Source organism: Sorangium sp. So ce321 (assembly GCF_051530195.1).
Lineage (GTDB): Bacteria > Myxococcota_A > Polyangia > Polyangiales > Polyangiaceae > Sorangium.
Genome location: NZ_CP150329.1, coordinates 5,848,883 through 5,869,975, shown reverse-complemented (window position 1 = coordinate 5,869,975; position 21,093 = coordinate 5,848,883). Strand labels below are relative to the sequence as shown.

Genomic DNA, 21,093 nt, shown 5'->3' with positions numbered 1-21,093 from the left:
TAAGAAGGCAACATGCAGCGCCTCCTCCTCTCGGCGGCACTGGGTGCCGCGCTGATCTCCGCTTGCAGCACCGCCTTCCGAGACAAACGCACCCCTTCCGGTGAGTTCTGCAGCGACATGTACGTCGTGCCGGCGGGCCAGCTGCCCGATCGCGAGTACCATCGCCTTCAGCCCATCGCGAGCGATCCGGAGGCCCGGACGGAGGCGGAGCGCCTCGAGTCGCTGCGCAAGGCCGCGTGCGCGGTGGGCGGGGATGCTGTCATCGAGGCGGTGAACGAGGAGATCCGCACCGAGGACGGCCGCTATGCGAGCGTCGCGAGCGGGACGGCGGTGATCTGGGTCCGCCGCACGGATGGGGAGGCGAAGCCGCTGACGCTGCATCCGGCGAATAAGCCTGCCGAGTCGGCGCAGCCCCCCGAGCCCGAGGCGCCTCCTGCGGATCAGCCTGCGCCTGCGTCCGACGAGCCGTACGACGACGCCCCTGCGGCGCCGGCCCCTCCGGGCAAGCCTGGCAAGCCCGGGGCGAAGCCCTCGTCGCCTGGCGCGGCCACCTCGGCCAAGCCGTCATCGGCCACGCCGCCCTCGTCGGCCACCCCGGCCTCGTCGGCCACGCCGCCCTCGTCGGCCAAGCCCTCGACCCCCGCCGCCCCCGTCAAGCCCGCGCCGAAGAAGTAGGCGCAGGGGTTCGACCCTTGGAGGCACGGAGGGCCTCAAAAGGCTCTCCGTCATCCGTGCTGCTGTAGCATCTCTCGACCTGCCCCGCTCCTCACCTCGGACAGCGATCGTTTCTGAGGCCGTAGGCCTCGGAGAGGCTGTTCGTCGCGCAGGAAAGGCCGGTATTTGAAGCCGTAGGCCTCGGAGAGGCTGTTCGTCGCGCAGGAAAGGCCGGTATTTGAAGCCGTAGGCCCTCGGAGAGGCTGTTCGTCGCGCGGCGCGGGGAGGGCCGATGTCTGAGCCCCAAATACAATGCTCCTCCGGCGAAGCCGGGGGAGCATTGTCTCAGGCGAGTTCGGCGGGGCCCCCGCGCCGCGCGACGAACAGCCTCTCCGAGGGCCGATCGTCTCGGCACAACCTCCCTCCACGAAGGCGAACCCCCTAGCGAGCCCCCCCTGGCGCAGCGCCCTTCCGTGGCGGCTGACCCGGCGCAGGCGCAGGCGGCTGGGCCGACGAGGAAGGCGCCGGGGCCGGCGCGGGGCTGCCGGATCTCGGCAGCACGCTCGACCCGCTCGGAAGCCCGCTCGCGTCGCCCCGGTTCGGCAGCGGCGCCGCGCCTCCGGGCACGCCACCGGCCGGCGGAAGGAGGGAGCCCCCGCTCGGCAGCACGTTCGACTTCAGAACCCCCTGCCCCGGCAGCGTCCCCTGCGTCGGCAGCGTCCCCTGCGTCTTCTGCGGCAGCACCCCGCCCGACGGCAGGATCTGCTCGCTCCCCTCGGGCGCGCCGGTGAGCGGCTTCGGCGCCGCGTTGCCATAGCGCAGGATGCGGAAGACAACGCGCCTGTTCTTCGACGTCATGAACTGGCAGTCGGGCGAGAGCTGATCGTCCGGCCCGACGCAGCCCGCGTCGTCGTAGATCGGCTGCGTGTGCCCGTACCCCTTGGCCTGCAGGCGTGACGGGTCGACGCCCTTCGCGATCAGGTACGCCATCACGCTCGCCACGCGGCGCTGGGACAGGGCCAGGTTGTAGACGTCGGTCGCGCGCACGTCGGTGTGGCCCTCGATCCGCACCTCGCGGATCTCGGGGTTGTCGATCAGCACCTGCGCGACCGCCTCGAGGGTCGGATTCGAGTCCTCGAGGATGATGTCCCTGTCGGTCGCGAAGTGGACCTGCTCGGTGATCACGATCTCGTCGCCCTTGACGAAGGCGAGCGGGCAGCCGTTCTTCCCGTGCGGGCCGGCGGGCTTGTCCGGGCACTGGTCGTCGCGATCGAAGAAGCCGTCGCCGTCCGTGTCCAGGTCCGGACAGCCGAAGTTCTCGGGGCTGCCGGGCACGTCGGGGCAGCGATCCGCGGCGCCGATGAGGCCGTCGCGATCCGGATCGTCGTTGTCGCGCTCCTGCAGCCGGTTGATCTCCTCCTGCTCCTGGGAGGTCTTCGGCTGCCACGTGATGACGTTGAAGAAGCGGATCGCGGGCGCGCCGAAGCCGCATGCCGCGCCGAAGCTGCCGCCGAACGTGATCGTGATGCCGTGCTTCGTCTGCCAGCGCAGCCCGAGGAGCGCCTCCGCGGGGATCTGCCCGGGATCGTCGGGGTAGCTCGTGAGCGACGGGTAGCCGTACACCTCGCCGATGACCGACAGGCCCCAGCGCTGCACGACGTACTGCTCGGCCGCCACGCCGAACTGCGCCATGTCGCCGACGCGCACGCCCGCGAACTGGTTGTCGGGCCGCAGCCAGATGCCGGCGTTCGCGGCGAGGATCAGCCCGAAGTTGAACCGGTAGTCGCCGATGAGCGTCGCGCCGCCGCTCAGCGCGCCGTCGCTGGCGAACGCGTTCTGATCGCCCGTGGGGAAGTTGAGGTTGCCGGCGATCGCCATCCCGAACCCCTCCTTCACCTGCTCCTTCCGGTTCAGGTACGGGAGCGAGATCTTCGTGGAGAGGCGCAGATCGCCGACGGTGGTGCTCTTGACCGACCCCTCGGTGCCGAACCGGCGGAGGTTGCCGCCCTCCTGGAAGAGGATGAGCGGCATGGTCATCGTGACGTCGAACACGTCGAAGAAGCCGATGCCCGCGAGGAGGGCGAGCTCGAGCCGCCCGGTGATCGCGTTGACCGACTGCTTCGTGTCGTCGCCCGCGAGGAAGAGCACGAGCGGATCGGCCGCTATATCGCTGTAGAGGCCGACGGTCGGCGAGAGGTCCCCGATGACCTCGGACTTCTGGACCATCACGAGGTCGCGCGGCGCGGCCGACGGGCGGAAGACCTGGGCGTCGAAGCGCCCTTCCTCGGCGAGCGCGGGGCTCTCGGCGAGCAGCGCGGAGAGCGCCAGGAGCGGGAGGAGGAGGAGCGAGCGCTTCCTCACGACGCACCTCCGCTGCGCCGGCGGCGCTGGCGTTCGAGCAGGGCCAGCATCGCGAGCGTGAGGAGCGCGGTGGCCCGAGGACTGGCGCCCTTCTGGCCGACGACCGAGACGCTGCAGATCTCGGCGAGGGTGCCGCCGCACGCGACATTGTCCGGCATCGGACCGAGGGCGCACTCCTTGGCGTCCGCCTCGTCGGTCCAGCGGCAGTGCTCGTTGCCGAGGCAGTCCACGTTCGACTTGCAGGAGATGTCGCACGTGTTCGTCGCGAGGTCGCAGGTGTTGCCGCAGGGACACTGGGTGTCGGCGTAGCACTCGACGCACTTCTCGCCGTCGCAGTACGGGGTGGCCTCGCCGCACGTCGCCATGCAGCCCGGATCGCACTCGTGCGTCTCGGGGTCGCAGGTGGTGCCGGCGCACTGCTCGTCCGAGGTGCAGCGCACGCAGACCGCGTTCTCGGCGAACTGGCCGAAGCAGAACGGCGTGTCCTCGCCGCAGCTGTCGCAGCGCAGCCCGCAGCGCCGGTCCTTCACGCACTCCTTGCACTCGCCGCTCAGGCAGTACTGGCCCTCGGCGCAATCCATGTCATTGCGGCACGCGGCGCACGCCGTCCCGACGGGGCCGGGCAGGCAGAACGGCACCGGGGGCGTCTGCGGGTCGTTCGGGTCCTCGGGGCGCATGCAGTCGACGCAGCCCTCGCCGCAGCAGTCCGGCTGCGCGTTCTCCGGGATGGCGTCGACGCAGTGGCCTGTCGGCGTGTGGCACCGCTTGCCGTCGGGGCACTGCGCGTCGGTGATGCACTCGACGCACATCTCGATCCCGCCCGGCTCGACCGCCGCGCAGTCCATCTGCGTGCCGTTGACCCCGTTCGGACAGCAGTTGCACGAGTTGCCGGCGCACCGATCGGGCGTGTCGCACGGCGTGCACGTGTGCTCGATGCAGATCTCGCCGCGCGGGCAGTCCGGGTCGACGTTGCACTCGTTGCAGACGTGCGTCTCGGGATCGCAGCTGAAGCCCTCGCGGCAGTCGGCGTCGCTGCGGCACTCGGCGCACTGGCTCCTGCCGTCCAGGTTGATGCAGAACTGCTTGTCACCGAGGCACGGCGAGCAGGACTCGCCGCAGAAGAACGCGGTGTCGCACGGCGCGCAGAGGGCGGCCTCGTTGCAGTAGTAGCTGTCGGGACAGCCGTTGTTGCCGGCGTGGCCAACGAACTGGCGCTCGCACTGCTGGCACTGATCGACATCGGGAAAAGACGGCGAGCCGCTCAGCGTCTGGAAGAACTGGGTTGGCTCGAAGACGGTGAAGCCGGCCTCGTTGAGCTTCACGACAGGGTCCACGTCCGCGGCGCGATGGAAGTCCTCGAACTCTCCTATGAAATACGACATCTCGAGCGCCGCGTGCTCGGCGACCTCCGCATAGAGGACCTCGATCGGATACAGGCCTGGCTTCGCGAACGTGACAGTATTCGAGAGACGCCAAACCGGCAGCCCGAGCTCCGGCGGTTGGATCAGGACTGACCTCGCGCCGGCGTTCTTGTCGAAGAAGGTGAGGCTCACTGCATCATCGGCGTACAAGCCGAAGTGGACCGGCTTCCCCGCGAGCTCTTCGGTGACGGTCAGGAACCCTCGAAGACGGGAGCCAAAGGCGATCGACGTATAATTGGGACGGTCATCCCACGGGAAGCTGCAGCCGCCGACCCCGCAAGCCGGAGACAGGCGCCTGAAGTCGCCGTAACTCCGCGGGTTAGCTGCGTCGCCAGCGGTGTTGTTGTTGCTAAGATCCAGGAGGGTTCAAATGACGTATTCAAGGCGATCCGCGCTGTGAGTATCGATGAACTCATTGGCCTCCTCCGTGAAGTCGGGCAGGAAATCGCCTGCTGGACTGGTCGAGATCGCCGAGGCGGCGCAGAGGCCGGTGCCCTCGGCCTCCGGCAATTGCTCCAGGACTGGCTCTGAAACGGCGACCGGCCGCGGCTTTGGCTTCTCCTGCGCATGCAGGGGCGACGACAGCAGCGCAGACAGGGCCGCCGTCGCAAGAGTGATACATCGAATGCGCATGGCTCGCTCGCGGGTCCTTCGCATCGCTCGCGGGTCCTCAGCACCCGAAGTGGGAAGCACGCTCCAGAGACTACCCGCTGCGCGTAGCGATCTGCAAGAGGAAGGCGGCGAACGCGCGCTCCGATGTAGGGCGACAGTCCTCTACCACCCCGATGCTCCTTGCCCGTGGGACGGCCGGCGGACCGCGCGGGCGATCGACCGCGCCGCGCGGGACGGTACGGGCTGTTGTGACGAGAACGCCACGAGAACGACGTGCCGCGCCAATTCTGGCGCCGGCGCCGCATGACGCACGCGCTGCGTTCTCACGGTACGGTCGTGCCGCGGTGCGGCGAGCCGTGCGACGGCGAGCGCCGTGGCGCGGCCGTGCGCCAAGGCCAACGGCCCGCTCGCGATCTCCGGCGAGGCAGCCTAAAGGATCGCGCCATGACCACAACCTCGGGCCTCGCCATCGTCACAGGCGCCTCGTCCGGCATCGGCGCAGAACTCGCGCGGCAACTCTCGGCGCGCGGGCAGCCGGTGCTCGCCATCGGCCGGCGAGCGCACCGCCTGGAAGAGCTCTCCGCGCGGGCGCGCGCCGCCGCGCACGCACCCATCCACCCTCTCGAGCTCGACGTCACCACAGAGGGCGCAGGCGTCCGCGTGCGGGAACGAGCGCGCGAGCTGGGTGGGGCAGCCTGGCTGATCAACAACGCCGGCACGACGCGCCTCGGGCCCTTTCTGGAAGGCGATCCCGCTGCGCAAACCATGCTGGTGCGGCTCAACTGCGAGAGCGTCGTCGCGCTGTGCGCCGCGATCGTCCCCGACCTCGTAACGCGCGGCGGTGGGCGCGTGCTCAATATCGCGTCGCTCGCCGCGTTCCAGCCGACCCCGGGGCATGCAGTCTATGGAGCCACCAAGGCGTTCGTGCTCTCGTTCTCCGAGAGCCTGGCGGTCGAGCTCGACAGGACCGGCGTCACCGTGACGGCCCTGTGCCCGGGGCCGGTGACGACGGAGATCTTCGATGCAGGCGCGCCCGGCGTGCCGCGCAAGAAGCTGCCTTTCGAGCTCTCCGCCGAGGGCTGCGCGGCCTACGGCATCGCTGCGGCCGAGCGCGGCGCCGTGGTCGCCGTCCCGACCGCGTTGAGCAAGGCGACGGCCCAGCTCTCTCGCGTGCTGCCGCGCGGAGCCATACGCCAGCTCGCCGCGCATCTGGGGCTCCGGCTCCTCGGCTACGGCGCTCCGGCAGGAGGCGCTCGAGGATAGGACGCAGAGCTCGGTGCGCCGCGCCGATGGCCCTGCGCACCCGATGCTTGCGGCTCTGCCCATATGATAGCCTCCGTTCAGGCGCCCGTAAGCAACGCCTGCGGTAACTCTCGATCGCGCGGCATCATGCGAACACAACCACAATCCTACGTCCTTGCTTCTTTCGTCAGCGTGGGCCTGTGCGCCAACGGGTGCGCGCTGCTGCTCGGCCTTGACGAGTTCACCGATCAGCCGCCGGACGGCGCTAGCATCGGCGGCGCAGGGGGCTTCGGGGGTGAGGCTCCCACATGTACGCTCGATGCCTCGGACGCATGCTACGCCGGCCCACCAGCCACCAGGAACGAGGGCGCGTGCCAGCAAGGGAGGCGCACCTGCGGCGCTGATGGAACCTGGGGCGTATGCGAGGGCGAGATCCTGCCGACGGTGGAGCGATGCGATGCCGCGGACGATGAGAACTGTGACGGACTGGAGTGCATCGTCTGGGCGACCACGTACGAGCAAACGGGAAACATCCACCCGATGGGCGTTGCAAGCGACGCCGAAGGGAACGTATTCGTCAGTGCCGCTTTCTTCGGTACGATCACCGTCGGCAATGAGACGTTCGCATCGGCCGATACCACGGACGCTCTGCTCCTGAAGCTGAGCCCGACTGGAGATGCCCTGTGGGCCAGGAAGTTCGGAGACTCTTCCGCGGACAACCCGTGGGGCCTGGCCGTCGGCTCCACGGGGAATGCGGTCCTGACCGGTCACACCACCAGCGGGGCTACCGACTTCGGCGACGGGCCGCTCCCGAAGGGCGCGTTCGTCGCACGATTCGACGCATCCGGCGAGCACGCCTGGAGCAAGGGCCTGGGGGGCGGAAACGACAGCGCGATTCATGCTGCCGCGACCGACACAGATGACGACGTTATCATCGTGGGATCCTTCGACGAGGCGATCGACCTCGGCGAGGGGCCGATCGCGCCCGACGACAGCTCGGACATCATCGTGGCGAAGCTCGACGGTAAGACCGGCCTCGTGACGGCGCCGGGCTGCTGGACGCGCCGGCTCGGCGGCACAGATGGCCAGGGTGCCAATGCCGTCGCGGTGGACCGATCCAACAACATCTTCGTCGCCGGCTGGTCCAGTGGAGCTCTTGACTTCGGAGGGGTGTTTGAGATCGAGAACAGCAGCTTCGTCATGAAGCTGACCCCGTCCGGGGCACCGGTCTGGGTCACGACGATGGGCGAGGCGGCGTCGGTGCAGATGGTGGGTATCGCCCTGGACGCGTCAGGGCGACCTGTCGTGACGGGGAATTTCAGGGACGAGCTGCGCGTTGGGCCCCGCCATCTGACGGCCTCAGGCACCAGCGACACCTTCGTTGTGCAACTCGAGGCCGACGGCACCGTCGGATGGGTGCGTGCGTTCGGCGGCGACGACGGTCAGTGGGCGGGCGGAGTCGCTCTCGACACTTCCGGCAACATCGTCGTTGCTGGAGAGGCGACCAACCAGATCAACTTCGGCGACGGCCCGCTCACAGTGACGGGTACCCAGGGCTTCGTTGCGAAGATCACCCCCGACGAAGATCTCCTCTGGAGTCGCCTCGTGGGTAGCCATGTCAGCCTGGACGCGATCGCGACCTCCCCTGACGGCGAGACGCTTATTGCGGGCTGGACGAAAGCAGTGGACGCCGACTTCGGCACGGGCCCGCTCCCCTGGACCGATGATGGCACCCTGCAGCACCTCGTCGTCGCCAAGCTGGGCCGATAGCGAGCCACCGCCCCGGCGGACGGCTCTCGACAAAGCCCGAAGCCCCGGGGCGTAGCGAAACGCCCCAGTGTGGCGCGCGCGCTGACGTCCCCGCCGCAAAGCGAGCGGAGCCATCGGCTTCCAGCCTCAAAGTCCGCCCTCTCAAGATGGCACCCTTGTTGCTTTGCTGACCGGACACCCCGACACGGGGCCGGAGGTCACTCGATGAGCAAGGTTCTACGTGGGATTGCAGCAGGTTACGGCGCGAAGAAGCTCGGGGGCGGGTGCTTCAGCACCATCCTCATCTTCGTCCTGCTCTGGTGGGTCCTGGGCCACTTCGGCATCTTCCGCTGAGCGCCGCCCGCCCGCCGCTCAGCGCGGCCGGCCCTTCTTCCGCTGCGCCTTGCGGGCGAAGAACGACCGCCGCGCATCGGACGACGCGCCTTGCCGCTTCTTCACCTTCGGCGGGGCCTTCGCGAGCGGAACGTCGACAGGCGGCTCGCCGAGGCGGCCTCGCGGCGTGAGCGACGCGCGCTGGAAGGCGATGGTCTCGCCGTCCTTCTCGAACGAGTCGTCGCGGACGTGCACGAGGCCCGCCCGCACGAGCCCGCCGAGGAGGTGCTCGAAGTCGCGCCGCTCGAGCGACCCGCCCGCGAACGCCTCGCGGTAGAGCCGCCCGGTCGGCTGCTCGCCGTCGCGCAGCGCCGCAAGGATCCGCGCGATCGCCTGCGCCTCGTCGCGGCTCGGCGCCCGGAACTCCCGCGCCGCGCACGCGGCCGGGGCGCAAGCGTCGCACAGGCCGCAGACCTCGCCGGTGTCCTCCTGGTCGCCGAAATGGCGGACCAGATGGAGCATGCGGCAGCCGTGGCTCTCGGTGAAGCGCGCCATCTGCACGAGCTCGGCGAGCTTGTGGCGCCGCTGCGCCTCGTAGGGCGCGCGCCACCCCGGGTCGCCCAGGGCGACGCCGCCGTCCGCGTCGACGCGCGCGCCGCCGTGGATCCACAGCTTCTCGAGGGCCTTGTCCGCGACCTCGGGATCGATGCCCAGATCGCCCAGGATCACCTCCTTCGGGCGCGGCTCGGCGGAGAGAGCCCCCTCGATCCGCTGCAGGAGCGCCGGATCAGGGTAGTCGCGCTCGTGGAAGAACTCGTGCATTCGCCGGTCGACATACGAGTGCATCAGCACGGCCCGCGACGGGAGCCCGTCGCGGCCGGCGCGGCCGATCTCCTGATAATAACCCTCGACGCTCCCGGGCAGCCCAGCGTGGATGACCGTGCGCACATCGGGCTTGTCGATGCCCATGCCGAAGGCGATCGTCGCGACGATGACCTCCGTGCTGCCGTCCAGGAACGCCGCCTGGATCCGGTCGCGCACCGGGGCGGCGAGGCCCGCGTGGTACGCCTCGGCGGGGAGCTCCTCGGCCAGGCCGGCGGCGAGCGACTCGGCCTCCTTCCGCGTCGGCGCGTAGACGATGGCGGGCGTCCGGCCCTCCTGACCGAGCAGCGCGCGCACCCGGGCGAGGCGCTCTCCGGGGCTGACCTCGAGGATCTCGATTCCCAGGTTGCTCCGCCGGAAGCCGTGGATGAAGCGCGACGCGGAGGCGAGCCCGAGCTGCTCGACGATGTCGTCCTGCACGACCGGCGTGGCGGTCGCGGTGAGCGCGATGACGGGCGCCGGGCGGAGCGCCGGGAGCCGCTGGCCGAGCATGCGGTAATCAGGGCGGAAGTCGTGCCCCCATTTCGAGATGCAATGAGCCTCGTCGACGGCGACGAGCACCGGCTTCCGGCGCGCGAGCAGCTCGGGGAAGCCGGGCACGCGGAGCCGCTCGGGGGCGATGAACAGGAAGTCGAGCGCGCCGTCGAGGTAATCGATGCAGGCCTTCCGGGAATCGGCCCGGCTCCGGCCGGAGTGGATGCGCTCGGCTGCGAAGCCGCACGCGCGGAGCTTGGCGGCCTGATCCTCCATGAGGGCGATGAGCGGGCTCACGACGAGCGTCGTGCCGCCGCGGGCGATCCCGGGGAGCTGGTAACAGAGCGATTTGCCGGCGCCGGTGGGCATGACGAGGAGCACGTCGCTCCCCGCGGCCGCCGTCCGGCAGACGGCCTCCTGGTAGGGGCGGAAGCCGCGGAAGCCGAAGCACTGCTGGAGCAGCTCGCGGAGGTCCGCCGGCCGACTCTCCCGGGAAGATGCGACGGCCGCGGCGCGCGCCGGCGCTGACGCGGCGCCCTCCCCGCGCCCTGGCGCCGAGGCGCTGGCCGCGGCGCGCGCCGGAGGGAGCACCACCGCCGCGTCTCGTTCCAGCGCTGCCGGCGCGGCCGCCGGGCGTGCGCGCGCCGACGCCCGCGCCGGCGAGGACGTCACGGCCGCCGCCGCGGCCATCCGGAGGGCGCCGCGCGACGCGGTCGCCGGCGCGCTCGCCGCGCTGGCGCTCGCCGCGCTGCTGCCCGGAGCGCGGCGCGCCGGCGCGCGCGTCGCCTCGCGCTCCCGGGGGGCTCCCGGCGCGGCGAGCGCGGCTCCAGGCCCGCTCCCCGGCGCCCTCGCCTCCCCGCTCTCCCGACGCGCGGGCGCCTCGGCGTCCGGCCGGGGCGCGGCGCTCGCCGGGCGCCGCCCCGAGCTCACCTCCTCCACCACATGGCGCACGTACGACTCGATGCCCGCCATGAACGTCGGCAGATCGCCGCCGCCCCGGGCCATGCGGGCCAGCTTCGCCTCCCAGGCGCCCGTCATCGCGGGGCTCTTCACGTCCGCGTGGACGACCTCGATCAGCCCGATACCCTTGTCGGTCGCGTGCAGCAGCTTGCCCTTGCGCACGAGGTACTCGCGCCGGAGCAGCGTCTCGATGATCGCCGCCCGCGTGGCCGGCGTGCCGAGGCCCGAGTCCTTCATCGCCTCGGAGAGCTCCTTCTCGTCGAGGCTGCTGCCCGCCGTCTCCATGGCGGTGAGCAGCGTGGCCTCGGTGAAGCGCGGGGGCGGGCGCGTCTTCTTGGCCTGCGCCTGCGCGTCGAGCACGAGCTGCACCTGCCCCTTCACGAGCCCCGCGGGGAGCTGCTGATCCGCCGTCTCACGCTCGCGATCGCCCTCCCCCTCGTCTCCTTCGCGCCCCTCGCCGCCCCCTTCCCCCTTCTTGCGCGGCCTCGCGGGCTGCTTGCCGAAGCCGATGTCGAGCACCTTCCACCCGACCTTCTCCACGACGCTGCCCGCGCTGTGGTAGCGATCCACGACCGGCGCGCCAGCGTCGCCGCGCGCGGTGATCGCCGTGATCACCGTGGTGATCGACGTGACGTGGTCCTCGTGCCACGCCGAGAGCAGGCGCCGGCAGATGAGATCGAAGATCTTCTGCTCATCGCCCGAGAGCTCCGCGCGCGACGACCCCGACCCCGTGGGGATGATGGCGTGGTGATCGCTGACCTTGCCGTCGTCGACGAAGCGCTTGCCGAGCGGCCGGGCCCCCGTGCCCGGGGCGAGCATGCCGCGGTAGGAGCCCTCGACCGCCTGCACCACCGCGCCCAGCGTCGCGGCGACCTCCGTCGAGAGGTGCCGGCTGTCGGTGCGCGGATAGCTGATGAGCTTCCGGCGCTCGTAGAGCGTCTGCGCTACCTCGAGCGTCTTCTTCGCGGAGAAGCCGTAAAGGCGGTTGGCGTGCCGCTGGAGCTCGGTGAGGTCGTAGAGCAGCGGCGGCGGGAGGCGGCGGGTCTCGGACCTGATCGCCTCGATGCGCGCCTCGCCGCGCCGGGCCCGCTCGACGATGCGCTTCGCCTCCTCGCCGTCCGGCGGCAGGCGCCGCCGCGCCGGCGCGGTCTCGTGCTTCTCGTCGCCCCCCGCGGCGCCGGGCTGCTCGCCGGGGAGGTCCCTGTCGCGGAAATACGTGCCCTTGTAGGACGCCTCGGCCGCGCCCGCGCCCCCCTCCCGGTACGGGCAGAAGGTCGCGACGACCTCGAGGTACGGCTCCGGGACGAACCGGCGGATGGCGAGCTCGCGCTCGACGACGATGGACAGCGTGGGCGTCTGCACGCGGCCGACCGAGAGATCCTGGTCGAAGGCGAGGCTGTAGGCGCGCGAGAGGTTCATGCCGACGAGCCAGTCCGCCCGGCTGCGCCCGCGCGCGGCGTCGGCGAGGCCGTCGTAGCCGCGCGCGTCGCGCAGCCTGCGGAGCCCGTCGCGGATGGCGTCGGGGGTGAGCGACGAGATCCAGAGCCTCTCGACCGGCTTGGTGCAGCCAGCCGCTTCGTAGATGTAACGGAAGATGAGCTCGCCCTCGCGGCCCGCGTCGGTCGCGCAGACGACGCGCTCGACGTCGCGCCGGCCAAGGATCTTCCGGACGATCTCGAACTGCGCCCGCGTCCCGGGGAGGACCACGAGCGGGAACCGCCCGGGCAGCATCGGGAGGAGGTCGAGGCGCCAGCGCTTCCAGGCCGGGTCGATCTGGTGCGGCTCGGCGATGGCGACGAGGTGCCCCACCGCCCACGTGACGACGTAGCCGCCCCCCTCGAGGAAGCCCTCCGCGCGCCGCGAGGCCCCGAGCACCGCAGCGATGTCGCGGGCGACGGCGGGCTTCTCTGCGACCACGGCGATCATGCGGGGACCTGGGAGGCGCCAGCGTGTACCTGAACGCCCGGCGGGTGCCGTGATAGCGCGTGCCGCGCCCGGGCGGTATCGAGAAGCGCGCCGGCCCGGCCGCCCGCGCCCGAGCTGCGCCAGCGGCTTCGACCGCCGCACCGCCGCGCTGCCCGGCCGCCGCTGCGGCCCTGGGCCCGCCCGGCAGGCGCAGCCGGGCGCCGCGGCCGCTGTCCGCCAGCGAAGAGGCCGGCCGGGCCTCGGCGGCCGTGTGCGCCGCCAGCGCCCGGCCGGGCGCCAAACGGCGGTTCCTGTCCTGGTGAGTGCGGGCGGCGCTCCATGAAGAGGTCAGTCCAAAACACCATGTCCTCCTCAGGAGCACATGCGTCACACCCGGCGTCGTAGGCCGCGCGAAACACGGCCGACATCGACACGACCACATCGATCGACATCGCCCGAGGCTGGCTCAAGGGTGAACCGAAGGTATGTAGAAGGTAAATAGAAGGCGAACCGAAGGTAAATCGAAGCTGAGCCGAGGGCGGAAAGGCGAATCGAAGTCGCATCGAATCTGGCCGTTCGCGCCGGCCGGACTCGTCTTTATCCAACGCTCCGCACGCCGCATGTCGAGCGACTACACATCTCTCATCCGCGCTTGACAGTCGCCAGTTCGCCTGCGACCATCGACGATAAGTCACTTCATATATGACGAAGCTCTGCTCGTGGCGGTGGGTGTTCTGCCTTGTCATCGCCGTCCTCGGCGCCGCTTGTACCCCTTCTGAAAAGAAGACGATCCGCGTCGCGATCGGCACGCAGAACGCCACCATCAGCTGCGCCACGGGCGGGCTGCTCGTCCGCGAGCTCGACCTGCTCAAGCGGTATCTCCCCAGCGAGGGGCCGTACAAGGACGTCCATTACGAGATCGCATGGCGGGACTTCTCGTCCGGTCCCCCGATCACGGCGGAGATGATCGCCGGTAACCTCGATTTCGGCATGATGGCCGACTTCCCCGCGGTGATGAACGGCATCGCGTCCCGGCAGGCGGGCAAGCCCACCCTCTACATCGCGACGCTCTCGGGCAGCGCCGCCGGCGCGGGCAACGGGATCGTGGTCCCGCTCGACTCCCCGGCGCACACCGTGGCCGACCTCAAGGGCAAGCGCATCTCCGTGCCGTTCGGCTCGACGGCGCACGGGATGCTGCTGCGCGCGCTGAGCGACGTCGGCCTCGATCCGGAGAGGGACGTCACCCTCGTCTCGCAGCAGCCCGGCGAGGCCGAGGCCGCGCTGAAGGCGGGCACCATCGACGCCCACGCCGCCTTCGTCCCCTTCGCCGAGCTGTTCCCCTTCCGCGGCGTCGCGCGGAAGATCTACGACGGCGCGACCACGCAGATCCCGACCTCTCACGGCATGCTGGTGCGCGCCGCCTACGCGGAGGATCACCCCGAGGTCGTCGTCGGGCTCCTCCGCGCGGTCATCGAGGCAGACCGAATCGTCGAGCGCGACCCCGAGCGGTACAGCGAGGTGATCGAGCAGGTGACCGGGGTCGACGCCGAGGTGGCCTACATGTTCCACGGTCCCCTCGGCGTCCAGACGCGCGACGTCACGCTCAAGCCCCAGGTCCTCCGCGGGCTGCGGGTGGCCGCGGACACGCTGGCGCTGCTCCAGCGGACGAACGCCTCCCTGGACGTCGATCGGTTCGCGGACGATCGCTACCTGCGGCAGGCGTGCGAGGCGTCCGGCGTGAAGTACGAGGAGCGGCTCGCGCGCCACACGAAGGTGCCCCTCACGGATCGCGACGCGCGCACCGGGGCGCCGATCGCGGAGCCGAAGCGCGCGGCGCAGCTCTGGGTGACCGGCGAGACCAGGGTCCGGTCGTACGAGAGCCCGGCCTCGGCGCTCGCGGCGCGCCTGGCGCTCGAGGCAGAGGGCCGGCAGCTCCGGGCCATGTTCGTGCACGACCGGCACACGGGGCTGAAGCTCCTCGCCGACCAGGCGTGGTACGCCGAGAGCCCGGACGGCGACCTCGCCGCCTTCCTGTCGAAGGACTACGCGGAGACCTGGGCCCGCGAGCGGCGAGGCGACGTCAGGCAGCTCGACGAGCTCAAGGCCCGCGCCGCGCAGGAGCTGCAGGTCAACGCCCCGTGACATCGCCTCACGCCGGAGCCCAGCGCGCCATGCCGACACCGGCGACAGGAGCCCACGAGTCATGCTTTGACAGGCTCATCCGCGCGAGGCCGCAGGCGCCGCCCACGTCTTCAAGATCCTTCGAGAACTGGGTATCGTGACGGGAGGTTCTCGCCCGCGCGCCGCAGGTCCCCGCATGATGCACGACGTAGCTTCCCGTACCGCGCCGCCGAGACCTGCGCGTCAGAGGGGACGGCACGGGTGAGAGCCCTGGTCGTCCGCGTCCGATCCTGGTTTTGCGCGCTGCCGCTCGGCGCCGTGACCGAGACCATGCGCGCCCTCGACGTCCGGAGCCTCCCGGGCGCGCCGCCGTTCGTGCGCGGGCTGGCCGTCATCCGGGGCGCGCACGTGCCCGTCCTCGACCTCGCGGCGCTGCTCGGCATCGCCGATGGACAGCGGGGGGCGCGCCTCGTCTCGGTCCGGGTCGGGGAGCGGCCGCTGGCGCTCGAGGTCGACGAGGTGCTCGGCATCAAGAGCCTCGACCCGGCGACCCTCGAGCGGACGCCGCCGCTCGTCTCCCAGGCCCTGCCGGCGTGCGTGGACCGCCTCGGCACCCTCGACGGGCAGTCGCTCGCGCTGCTCGAGACGGCGCGGCTCCTGCCCGAGGCCGTGTGGTATTTCCTCCGAGGCGCGGCGTGAGCACCGCCCCGCACGACCTCGGCCCGCTCGAGGAGTTCCTCGAGGAGCGCCTCGGGCTCTCCCGCGCGTCGCTGCACCTCGGCGCGGACCTCGAGGCCGTGCTGCGCGAGCGGGTCCGCGCCCGGGGCTGCGACGATCTGAGCGACTACCGGCGAGCGCTGGATCGACCCGAGATCGCCCGCGAGGAGCTCCACGTCCTCGCCGGTCAGCTCACGGTCGGCGAGACGTTCTTCTTCCGGGAATGGCCGCAGATCGAGGCGTGCGCCGACATCGCCCTGCCCGAGCGCTTCGCCGCGCGCGCCGACGGCGAGCCCATCACCGTGCTCTCCGCCGGCTGCGCCACGGGCGAGGAGGCGTACACGCTCGCGATCGCGCTCCACACCGCCTACCCGGGGCTCCTGCCGGGCCGGATCAGGGTCGCCGGCGTCGACGTCAACCCGGGCGCCATCCAGCGGGCGCGGCAGGCGCGGTACTCGGAGTGGACCCTGCGCGCGGTCCCGGACGACATGCGCAAGCGGTTCTTCGTGCGCGCAGGGAGCGATGTGGCGCTGCGCAAGGACATCGCCCGGCTCGTCGACTTCGAGGTCAAGAACCTCCTCGACGACGACCCCGCCTTCTGGAAGCCGGGCGCCTTCGACGCGATCTTCTGCCGCAACGTGCTCATGTACCTCGCGCCGCAGAAGGTGGCCGAGCTGCTCGACCGCTTCGCCGGCGCGCTCGCGCCGCGCGGCTTCCTCTTCGTCGCCGCGAGCGAGTCGCTCCGCGCCGCGAGCGCCGCGTTCGAGGTGGTGCACACCCACGGCACCTTCTACTACCGGCGGAGCGACGCGCGCCACGGCCGCGCCGCCCGGCCGCCCGGGGACGCCGCGCGCGCGAGCGCGTGGGTCGCGAGCATCCACGAGTCCTCCGCGCGGGTCGCCGAGGTCGCCCAGCGCGTGTCGCCGACCCCGCGGCGCGCCTCGGCCGCCCCGCCGCGCGGCGCGGCCGAGGCGCGCGATCGCCCCTCGACGAGGCCCCCGCCTCCGGCCGAGCTCGCGGCGATCGACAGGGCGCTGCAGCTCATCGGCGGCGAGCGGTTCGCCGACGCGATGGCGGCGCTCGCGGGGCTGCCCCGGCGGACCGCGTCGCGCGCCCGCGTCGACCTGCTGCGCGCCGTGATCCTCTGCCAGCAGGGGGACCTGGCCGGCGCCGCGCGCGCCTGCCAGAGCGCGCTCGACGCGGGCGACAGCGGCGCGGCGCACTACGTGCTCGGCCTCTGCCAGGAGCAGGATGGCGACGTCGCGGGCGCCGCGAAGCACTACAAGGCCGCGGCGTCGCGCGATCCGACCTTCGCCATGCCGCACCTCCGGCTCGGGCTGCTCGCGAAGCGCGCCGGCGACCTCCCCACGACGCGCGACGAGCTCGGGCGCGCGGCGGCGCTGCTCGTCTCGGAGCAGCAGGAGCGGCTCGTGCTGTTCGGCGGCGGCTTCCCGAGATCGACGCTGATCGGCCTCTGCCACGCCGAGCTCCAGGCCGGGGGAGGTCACGCCGGATGAGGCGCGCCCTCCTCGCCGAGCGCCTCGCCGAGCTGCGGCGCGCCTTCGACGCGTCGTTCGCCGCGCCCGCCGAGGCGCGCCCCGAGGAGCCCGCGCGCGGGCTCGCGATCCGCGCGGGCGATCGCCGGCTCGTCGCGCGCGTCGACGAGCTCGCCGCCGTCGAGCCCTGCCGCCGGATCGTGCCGCTCGCCGGCGGGCCGCCGGGGCTGCTCGGGCTCGCCGGCCTGCGCGGCCGGCTCGTCGCTGTGTACGACCTCGCCGCGCTCGTCGGCGGCCGGCCGCGCGCCGGCGTCGCGGGGCCGGCGCCGCGCTGGCTCCTCGTCTGCGCCGAGCACCCCGAGATCGCGCTCGCGATCGACGAGCTCGAGGGCCACGCTCGCTTCTCGTGCGCCGACGTGCGCCCGGACGACGGCGTCGACGCAGGCGAGCACGTCAGGGAGGCCGTCGACGTCGACGGCGCGCCGCGAGGCCTCCTTCGCGTCCCCGCTGTCGCGGCCACCGTCCTGCGCCGGGCCCACCGAGGCGCCGCGCGTCCCAAGGAAGATCGATGAAGACCACGTGGACCATCCCGCAGCAGATCGCCGCCAGCCTGCTCTTCCCCCTCATCGTGCTGATCATGCTGGCCGTCGTCTCGGTGCACAACGCGGCGCGCCTGCTCGAGATCAGCCAGGAGCTGAAGCAGACCTACCGGGTGCTCGCGGAGCTCGACGAGCTCCACGCCCACTTCCTCGACGCGGAGACGGGGCAGCGGGGGTTCATCATCACCGGGGACGACGCATTCCTCGAGCCCTACGGGGTCGCGCTGCACTCGCTCGACGCCGACTACGAGGAGCTGCGCCGGCTGACCGAGGACAGCCCGGTCGAGCAGGAGCGGCTCGATCGGCTCCGGCCGATCATGCGCGACAAGCTCGAGGAGATGCGCCTCACGATCGAGGAGCGCCGCCGCGAGGGCGCCGAGGCCGCCGCGAGGACCGTCGCGAGCGGCCGCGGCCGGCGGGCCATGGATGAGCTCCGCGCCGTCGCCGGCGAGCTCCGCGCCGAGGAGATGCGCGTCCTCGAGGCCCGGGAGAGGCAGGCCACGGAGAGCGAGCGGCGCCTGCTCGCCACCCTGACCGCGGGCTCCACGTTCACGATCCTCGTCGTCGCCGGCGTCGGCTTCCTGATCATCCGCGGCATCAACCGCCGCGTCCGCTCGGCGACCCGCCGCATCGAGAGCTCCGCGACGGAGCTCCAGGCCGCCGCGACGCAGCAGGCGCAGGGCTCCAAGGAGCAGGCGACCACCTCGAGCGAGGTCTCGGCGACCATGCGGGAGCTGCTCTCGACGTCGCACCAGATCGCCGAGAGCACGCAGCGGGTGACGCAGATCGCCGCCGACACGGCGGCGGCCGCGCGCGCCGGCGACGACACCGTGAAGCGGGCGCGCGAGGGCATCGACGGCGTCCAGCGGCAGGTCGAGCAGATCGTCCTGCACATGCTCGATTTCGGCAAGAAATCCCAGGAGATAGGCGGCATCCTTCAGATCATCAACGAGCTCGCCGAGCAGACGAACATCCTGGCGATCAACGCGACGATCGAGGCGGCCGGCGCGGGCGACGCGGGCAGGCGCTTCGGGGTGGTCGCCGACGAGATCCGCAAGCTCGCCGACCGCGTGGGCGGCTCGACCAAGGAGATCCGCGCGCTCATCGAGGAGATCCGCTCGGCCGCGAACACGACCGTCATCGCGACGGAGAGCGGCTCGAAGGCCGTCGACGCGAGCGCGCGCCAGTTCGGCGACGTCGCCACGAGCTTCCGGCAGATCTCGGAGCTCGTCAGCAGCACGGCCGAGGCGTCGCGCGAGATCGAGCTCAGCACGAAGCAGCAGGCCACGGCGGTCGAGCAGGTGAACGCGGCCCTGCTCGACGTGGCGCGCACCGCCCGCGAGACCGAGTCGAGCTCGTCGGTGACGCTCAAGACGTCCTCGGAGCTGGCGGCGCTCTCGAAGGACCTCGTCCGCCTCGTCCAGCAGCGGCCATCCGGGGCATAGGGGCGAGCCCTGGTGAGCGACCTCTTCAAGTACTTCCGGATGGAGGCCCAGGAGCTCGCGGACGGGCTCGCGTGGGGGTTGCTCGACCTGAAGGAGCAGGGCGGCCAGGGGGAGTCGCTCGACCAGTGCTTCCGGCTGGCGCACACGCTCAAGGGGGCCGCCGGGGCGGCCAGGCAGCTCAAGATCGCCGAGCTCGCCCATACGGTCGAGGACGTGCTCACGCCGTTCCGCAAGGACCACCAGCCGATCCCGGCCGCGCACATGAGCGAGCTGCTGCGGCTCATCGGGCTGATCCGCGACGAGGTCGCCCGGCTCCACGAGCCGGGCGAGCCCGGCGAGGCCGAGGTCGGCCGCGCGAGCCGGCGCAGCGCGCACGACGAGGTGGCGCGCGTCGACCTCGCCCACGTGAGCGAGCTCGCCGACGCGATCGGCGAGGCGATCGTGCAGCTCGAGTCGCTGCGGAGCTGCGCGGACGCGCTCGATCGAGCCGAGCGCCTCGCGGACGCGCTCGGGGCCGTGGGCTCGCCCGAGGAGGCGGCGCGCGGCCTCGGCGAGCTCGGCGCGAAGAGGGCGGGCGCGCTGTACCGGGAGCTGCGCGCCGCGCTCGGGGTCGCGCGCGTCGAGCTCTCGAGCGGCACCGACAGGCTCTCGAGCGAGCTCCGGCAGGCGCAGGCGCGCACGCGCGAGCTGCAGCTCCTGCCGTGCGCCGGCGTGCTCGAGGCGGTCGAGCTCGCGGTCCGCGAGGCGGCGGAGTCGCTCGGCAAGCGGGTCGAGTTCCAGGCGAGCGGCGGCGACATCCGGCTCGACAGCACCGTGATCTCCGCGCTGCGGGACGCGGCGCTGCACATGGCGAGGAACGCCATCGACCACGGGATCGAGCCAGAGGCAGCGCGGCGCGCGGCGGGGAAGCCGGCCGCCGGCCAGATCGCGCTCCGGGTCGAGCGGCGGGGCAGCCGCGTCGCCCTGATCTGCAGCGACGACGGCCGCGGCGTCGACGTGGCCGCCGTCCGGAAGGCGGTCGTCCGCGCCGGGCTGCGCGGCGAGGCGGAGTCGTACGACCTCACCGCGGAGGAGGCGCTGGAGCTCATCTTCGGGCCTGGCGTGAGCACGTGCGAGGCGATCACCTCGCTCTCGGGCCGCGGCGTCGGCCTCGACGTGGTGCGCGAGACCGCCTCGAAGCTGAGCGGCACGGCCAGCGCGCAGAGCCAGCCCGGGCGCGGGACCACGATCGAGCTCGTGGTCCCGATCTCCCTGTCGTCGGTGATCGCGCTGCGGCTCGAGGACGGCGGCCACACGGCGCTCCTGCCGCTCGACGCCGTGCGGTGCGCGCTCCGGCTCGGGGCGGACACGATCGTCCGCGGCGCGGAGCGCGACGCGATCGTCGTGGAGGATCGCCTCGTGCCGTTCGCGCGGCTCGCGTCGGTGCTCGGCGCGGCGGCGCCCAGCGGCGAGCCGCGCTGCGCCGTCGTCGTCGCGGCGGGCGCGTCGCTGGCGGTGCTCGGCGCCGAGCGCCTCCTCGGCGCCGTGCCCGTCATCGTGAAGCCGCTCCCCGCGGCGGCGGGGGCGCCGCCCGCCGTGTCGGGGGCGAGCTTCGACGTGCGCGGCAACCCGGTGCTGGTCCTGGATCCGCGGGGCCTGATCGAGCTGGTGCGCGCCGCCGGCCCGGGCGCGGAGGACCGCCGGGAGCGGCGCGCGCCCCCGCCGATCCTCGTCGTGGACGACTCGCTCACGACCCGGATGCTCGAGCAGAGCATCCTGGAGTCCGGGGGCTACGAGGTCGATCTCGCGTCGTCGGGCGAGGAGGGCCTGAGGAAGGCGGCCGAGCGGCGCTACGGCCTGTTCCTCGTCGACGTGGAGATGCCGGGCATGAGCGGCTTCCAGTTCGCCGCGCGCGTGCGCGCCGACCCGGCGCTGCGCGAGACGCCGCTCGTCATCGTGACGTCGCTGTCGTCGGCGGCCGATCGCCGCCGCGCCGAGGAGGCGGGCGCGGACGACTACATCGTGAAGGGCGAGTTCGACCAGCGGCGGCTGCTCGACACGGTGGCCGGGCTCCTCTGGCGAGCGCAGGGGGCGCCTTCATGACCCAGCCGCCGAGGGCCGAGCCCCGCCTCCCCGTGCGGAG

Annotated in this window: 14 protein-coding genes; 10 read left to right on the top strand and 4 right to left on the bottom strand. The window is 72.1% G+C overall.

Annotated elements, in window-relative coordinates; genetic code table 11:
• Positions 1 to 12 precede the first annotated feature (12 nt).
• The gene (locus WME89_RS21520) at positions 13 to 675 is read left to right on the top strand and encodes a hypothetical protein (RefSeq protein ID WP_438010999.1); all 663 of its coding nucleotides are present in this window, start codon (positions 13 to 15) and stop codon (positions 673 to 675) included.
• 420 nt (positions 676 to 1,095) lie between these two features.
• Here the strand turns inward: WME89_RS21520 and WME89_RS21515 are convergent, their stop codons facing one another.
• The 3 genes from WME89_RS21515 to WME89_RS21505 are packed head-to-tail and all read right to left on the bottom strand — an operon-like array spanning position 1,096 to position 5,069.
• Positions 1,096 to 3,015 carry an OmpA family protein gene (locus tag WME89_RS21515; protein ID WP_438010998.1) on the bottom strand — a complete coding sequence of 640 codons (1,920 nt, stop codon included), beginning with the start codon at positions 3,013 to 3,015 and terminating at the stop codon, positions 1,096 to 1,098.
• The gene (traA, locus tag WME89_RS21510) at positions 3,012 to 4,796 is read right to left on the bottom strand and encodes an outer membrane exchange protein TraA family protein (protein WP_438011955.1); all 1,785 of its coding nucleotides are present in this window, start codon (positions 4,794 to 4,796) and stop codon (positions 3,012 to 3,014) included. Before traA ends, WME89_RS21515 begins: the two co-directional genes overlap by 4 nt.
• A gap of 6 nt (positions 4,797 to 4,802) precedes the next feature.
• A complete protein-coding gene (locus WME89_RS21505) occupies positions 4,803 to 5,069 on the bottom strand; it encodes a hypothetical protein (RefSeq protein ID WP_438010997.1) in 267 nt (88 codons plus the stop codon).
• A 423-nt stretch (positions 5,070 to 5,492) separates the two neighbouring features.
• Here WME89_RS21505 and WME89_RS21500 point away from each other — a divergent pair, with 423 nt between their 5' ends.
• The 3 genes from WME89_RS21500 (at position 5,493) to WME89_RS21490 (ending at position 8,393) form a co-directional block, all read left to right on the top strand.
• A complete protein-coding gene (locus WME89_RS21500) occupies positions 5,493 to 6,311 on the top strand; it encodes an SDR family NAD(P)-dependent oxidoreductase (RefSeq protein WP_437627073.1) in 819 nt (272 codons plus the stop codon).
• A gap of 126 nt (positions 6,312 to 6,437) precedes the next feature.
• The gene (locus tag WME89_RS21495) at positions 6,438 to 8,060 is read left to right on the top strand and encodes an SBBP repeat-containing protein (protein ID WP_438010996.1); all 1,623 of its coding nucleotides are present in this window, start codon (positions 6,438 to 6,440) and stop codon (positions 8,058 to 8,060) included.
• Positions 8,061 to 8,264: 204 nt separating this feature from the next.
• Positions 8,265 to 8,393: a hypothetical protein gene (locus tag WME89_RS21490; protein WP_436618292.1), complete on the top strand. Its 129-nt coding sequence runs from the start codon at positions 8,265 to 8,267 to the stop codon at positions 8,391 to 8,393.
• 18 nt (positions 8,394 to 8,411) lie between these two features.
• On the opposite strand, the gene WME89_RS21485 is transcribed toward WME89_RS21490, so the two are convergent.
• Positions 8,412 to 12,614 carry a DNA topoisomerase 3 gene (locus tag WME89_RS21485; protein ID WP_438010995.1) on the bottom strand — a complete coding sequence of 1,401 codons (4,203 nt, stop codon included), beginning with the start codon at positions 12,612 to 12,614 and terminating at the stop codon, positions 8,412 to 8,414.
• A gap of 681 nt (positions 12,615 to 13,295) precedes the next feature.
• Between WME89_RS21485 and WME89_RS21480 the strand changes: the two genes are divergently transcribed.
• The 6 genes from WME89_RS21480 (at position 13,296) to WME89_RS21455 (ending at position 21,053) form a co-directional block, all read left to right on the top strand.
• Positions 13,296 to 14,735 (top strand): ABC transporter substrate-binding protein, encoded by a 1,440-nt coding sequence (locus WME89_RS21480; RefSeq protein WP_438010994.1) that lies wholly within the window; start codon positions 13,296 to 13,298, stop codon positions 14,733 to 14,735.
• Between the two features lie 240 nt (positions 14,736 to 14,975).
• A complete protein-coding gene (locus tag WME89_RS21475; protein ID WP_438010993.1) occupies positions 14,976 to 15,413 on the top strand; it encodes a chemotaxis protein CheW in 438 nt (145 codons plus the stop codon).
• Positions 15,410 to 16,948 (top strand): CheR family methyltransferase, encoded by a 1,539-nt coding sequence (locus tag WME89_RS21470; RefSeq protein WP_438010992.1) that lies wholly within the window; start codon positions 15,410 to 15,412, stop codon positions 16,946 to 16,948. Before WME89_RS21475 ends, WME89_RS21470 begins: the two co-directional genes overlap by 4 nt.
• A complete protein-coding gene (locus tag WME89_RS21465; protein WP_438010991.1) occupies positions 16,945 to 17,499 on the top strand; it encodes a chemotaxis protein CheW in 555 nt (184 codons plus the stop codon). The genes WME89_RS21470 and WME89_RS21465 overlap by 4 nt, the downstream gene beginning before the upstream one ends.
• Entirely contained in the window at positions 17,496 to 18,971 is a 1,476-nt protein-coding gene (locus WME89_RS21460; RefSeq protein WP_438010990.1) for a CHASE3 domain-containing protein, read from the top strand. Before WME89_RS21465 ends, WME89_RS21460 begins: the two co-directional genes overlap by 4 nt.
• Before the next feature lie 12 nt (positions 18,972 to 18,983).
• Entirely contained in the window at positions 18,984 to 21,053 is a 2,070-nt protein-coding gene (locus WME89_RS21455) for a hybrid sensor histidine kinase/response regulator (RefSeq protein ID WP_438010989.1), read from the top strand.
• The last annotated feature ends 40 nt before the right edge of the window (positions 21,054 to 21,093 follow it).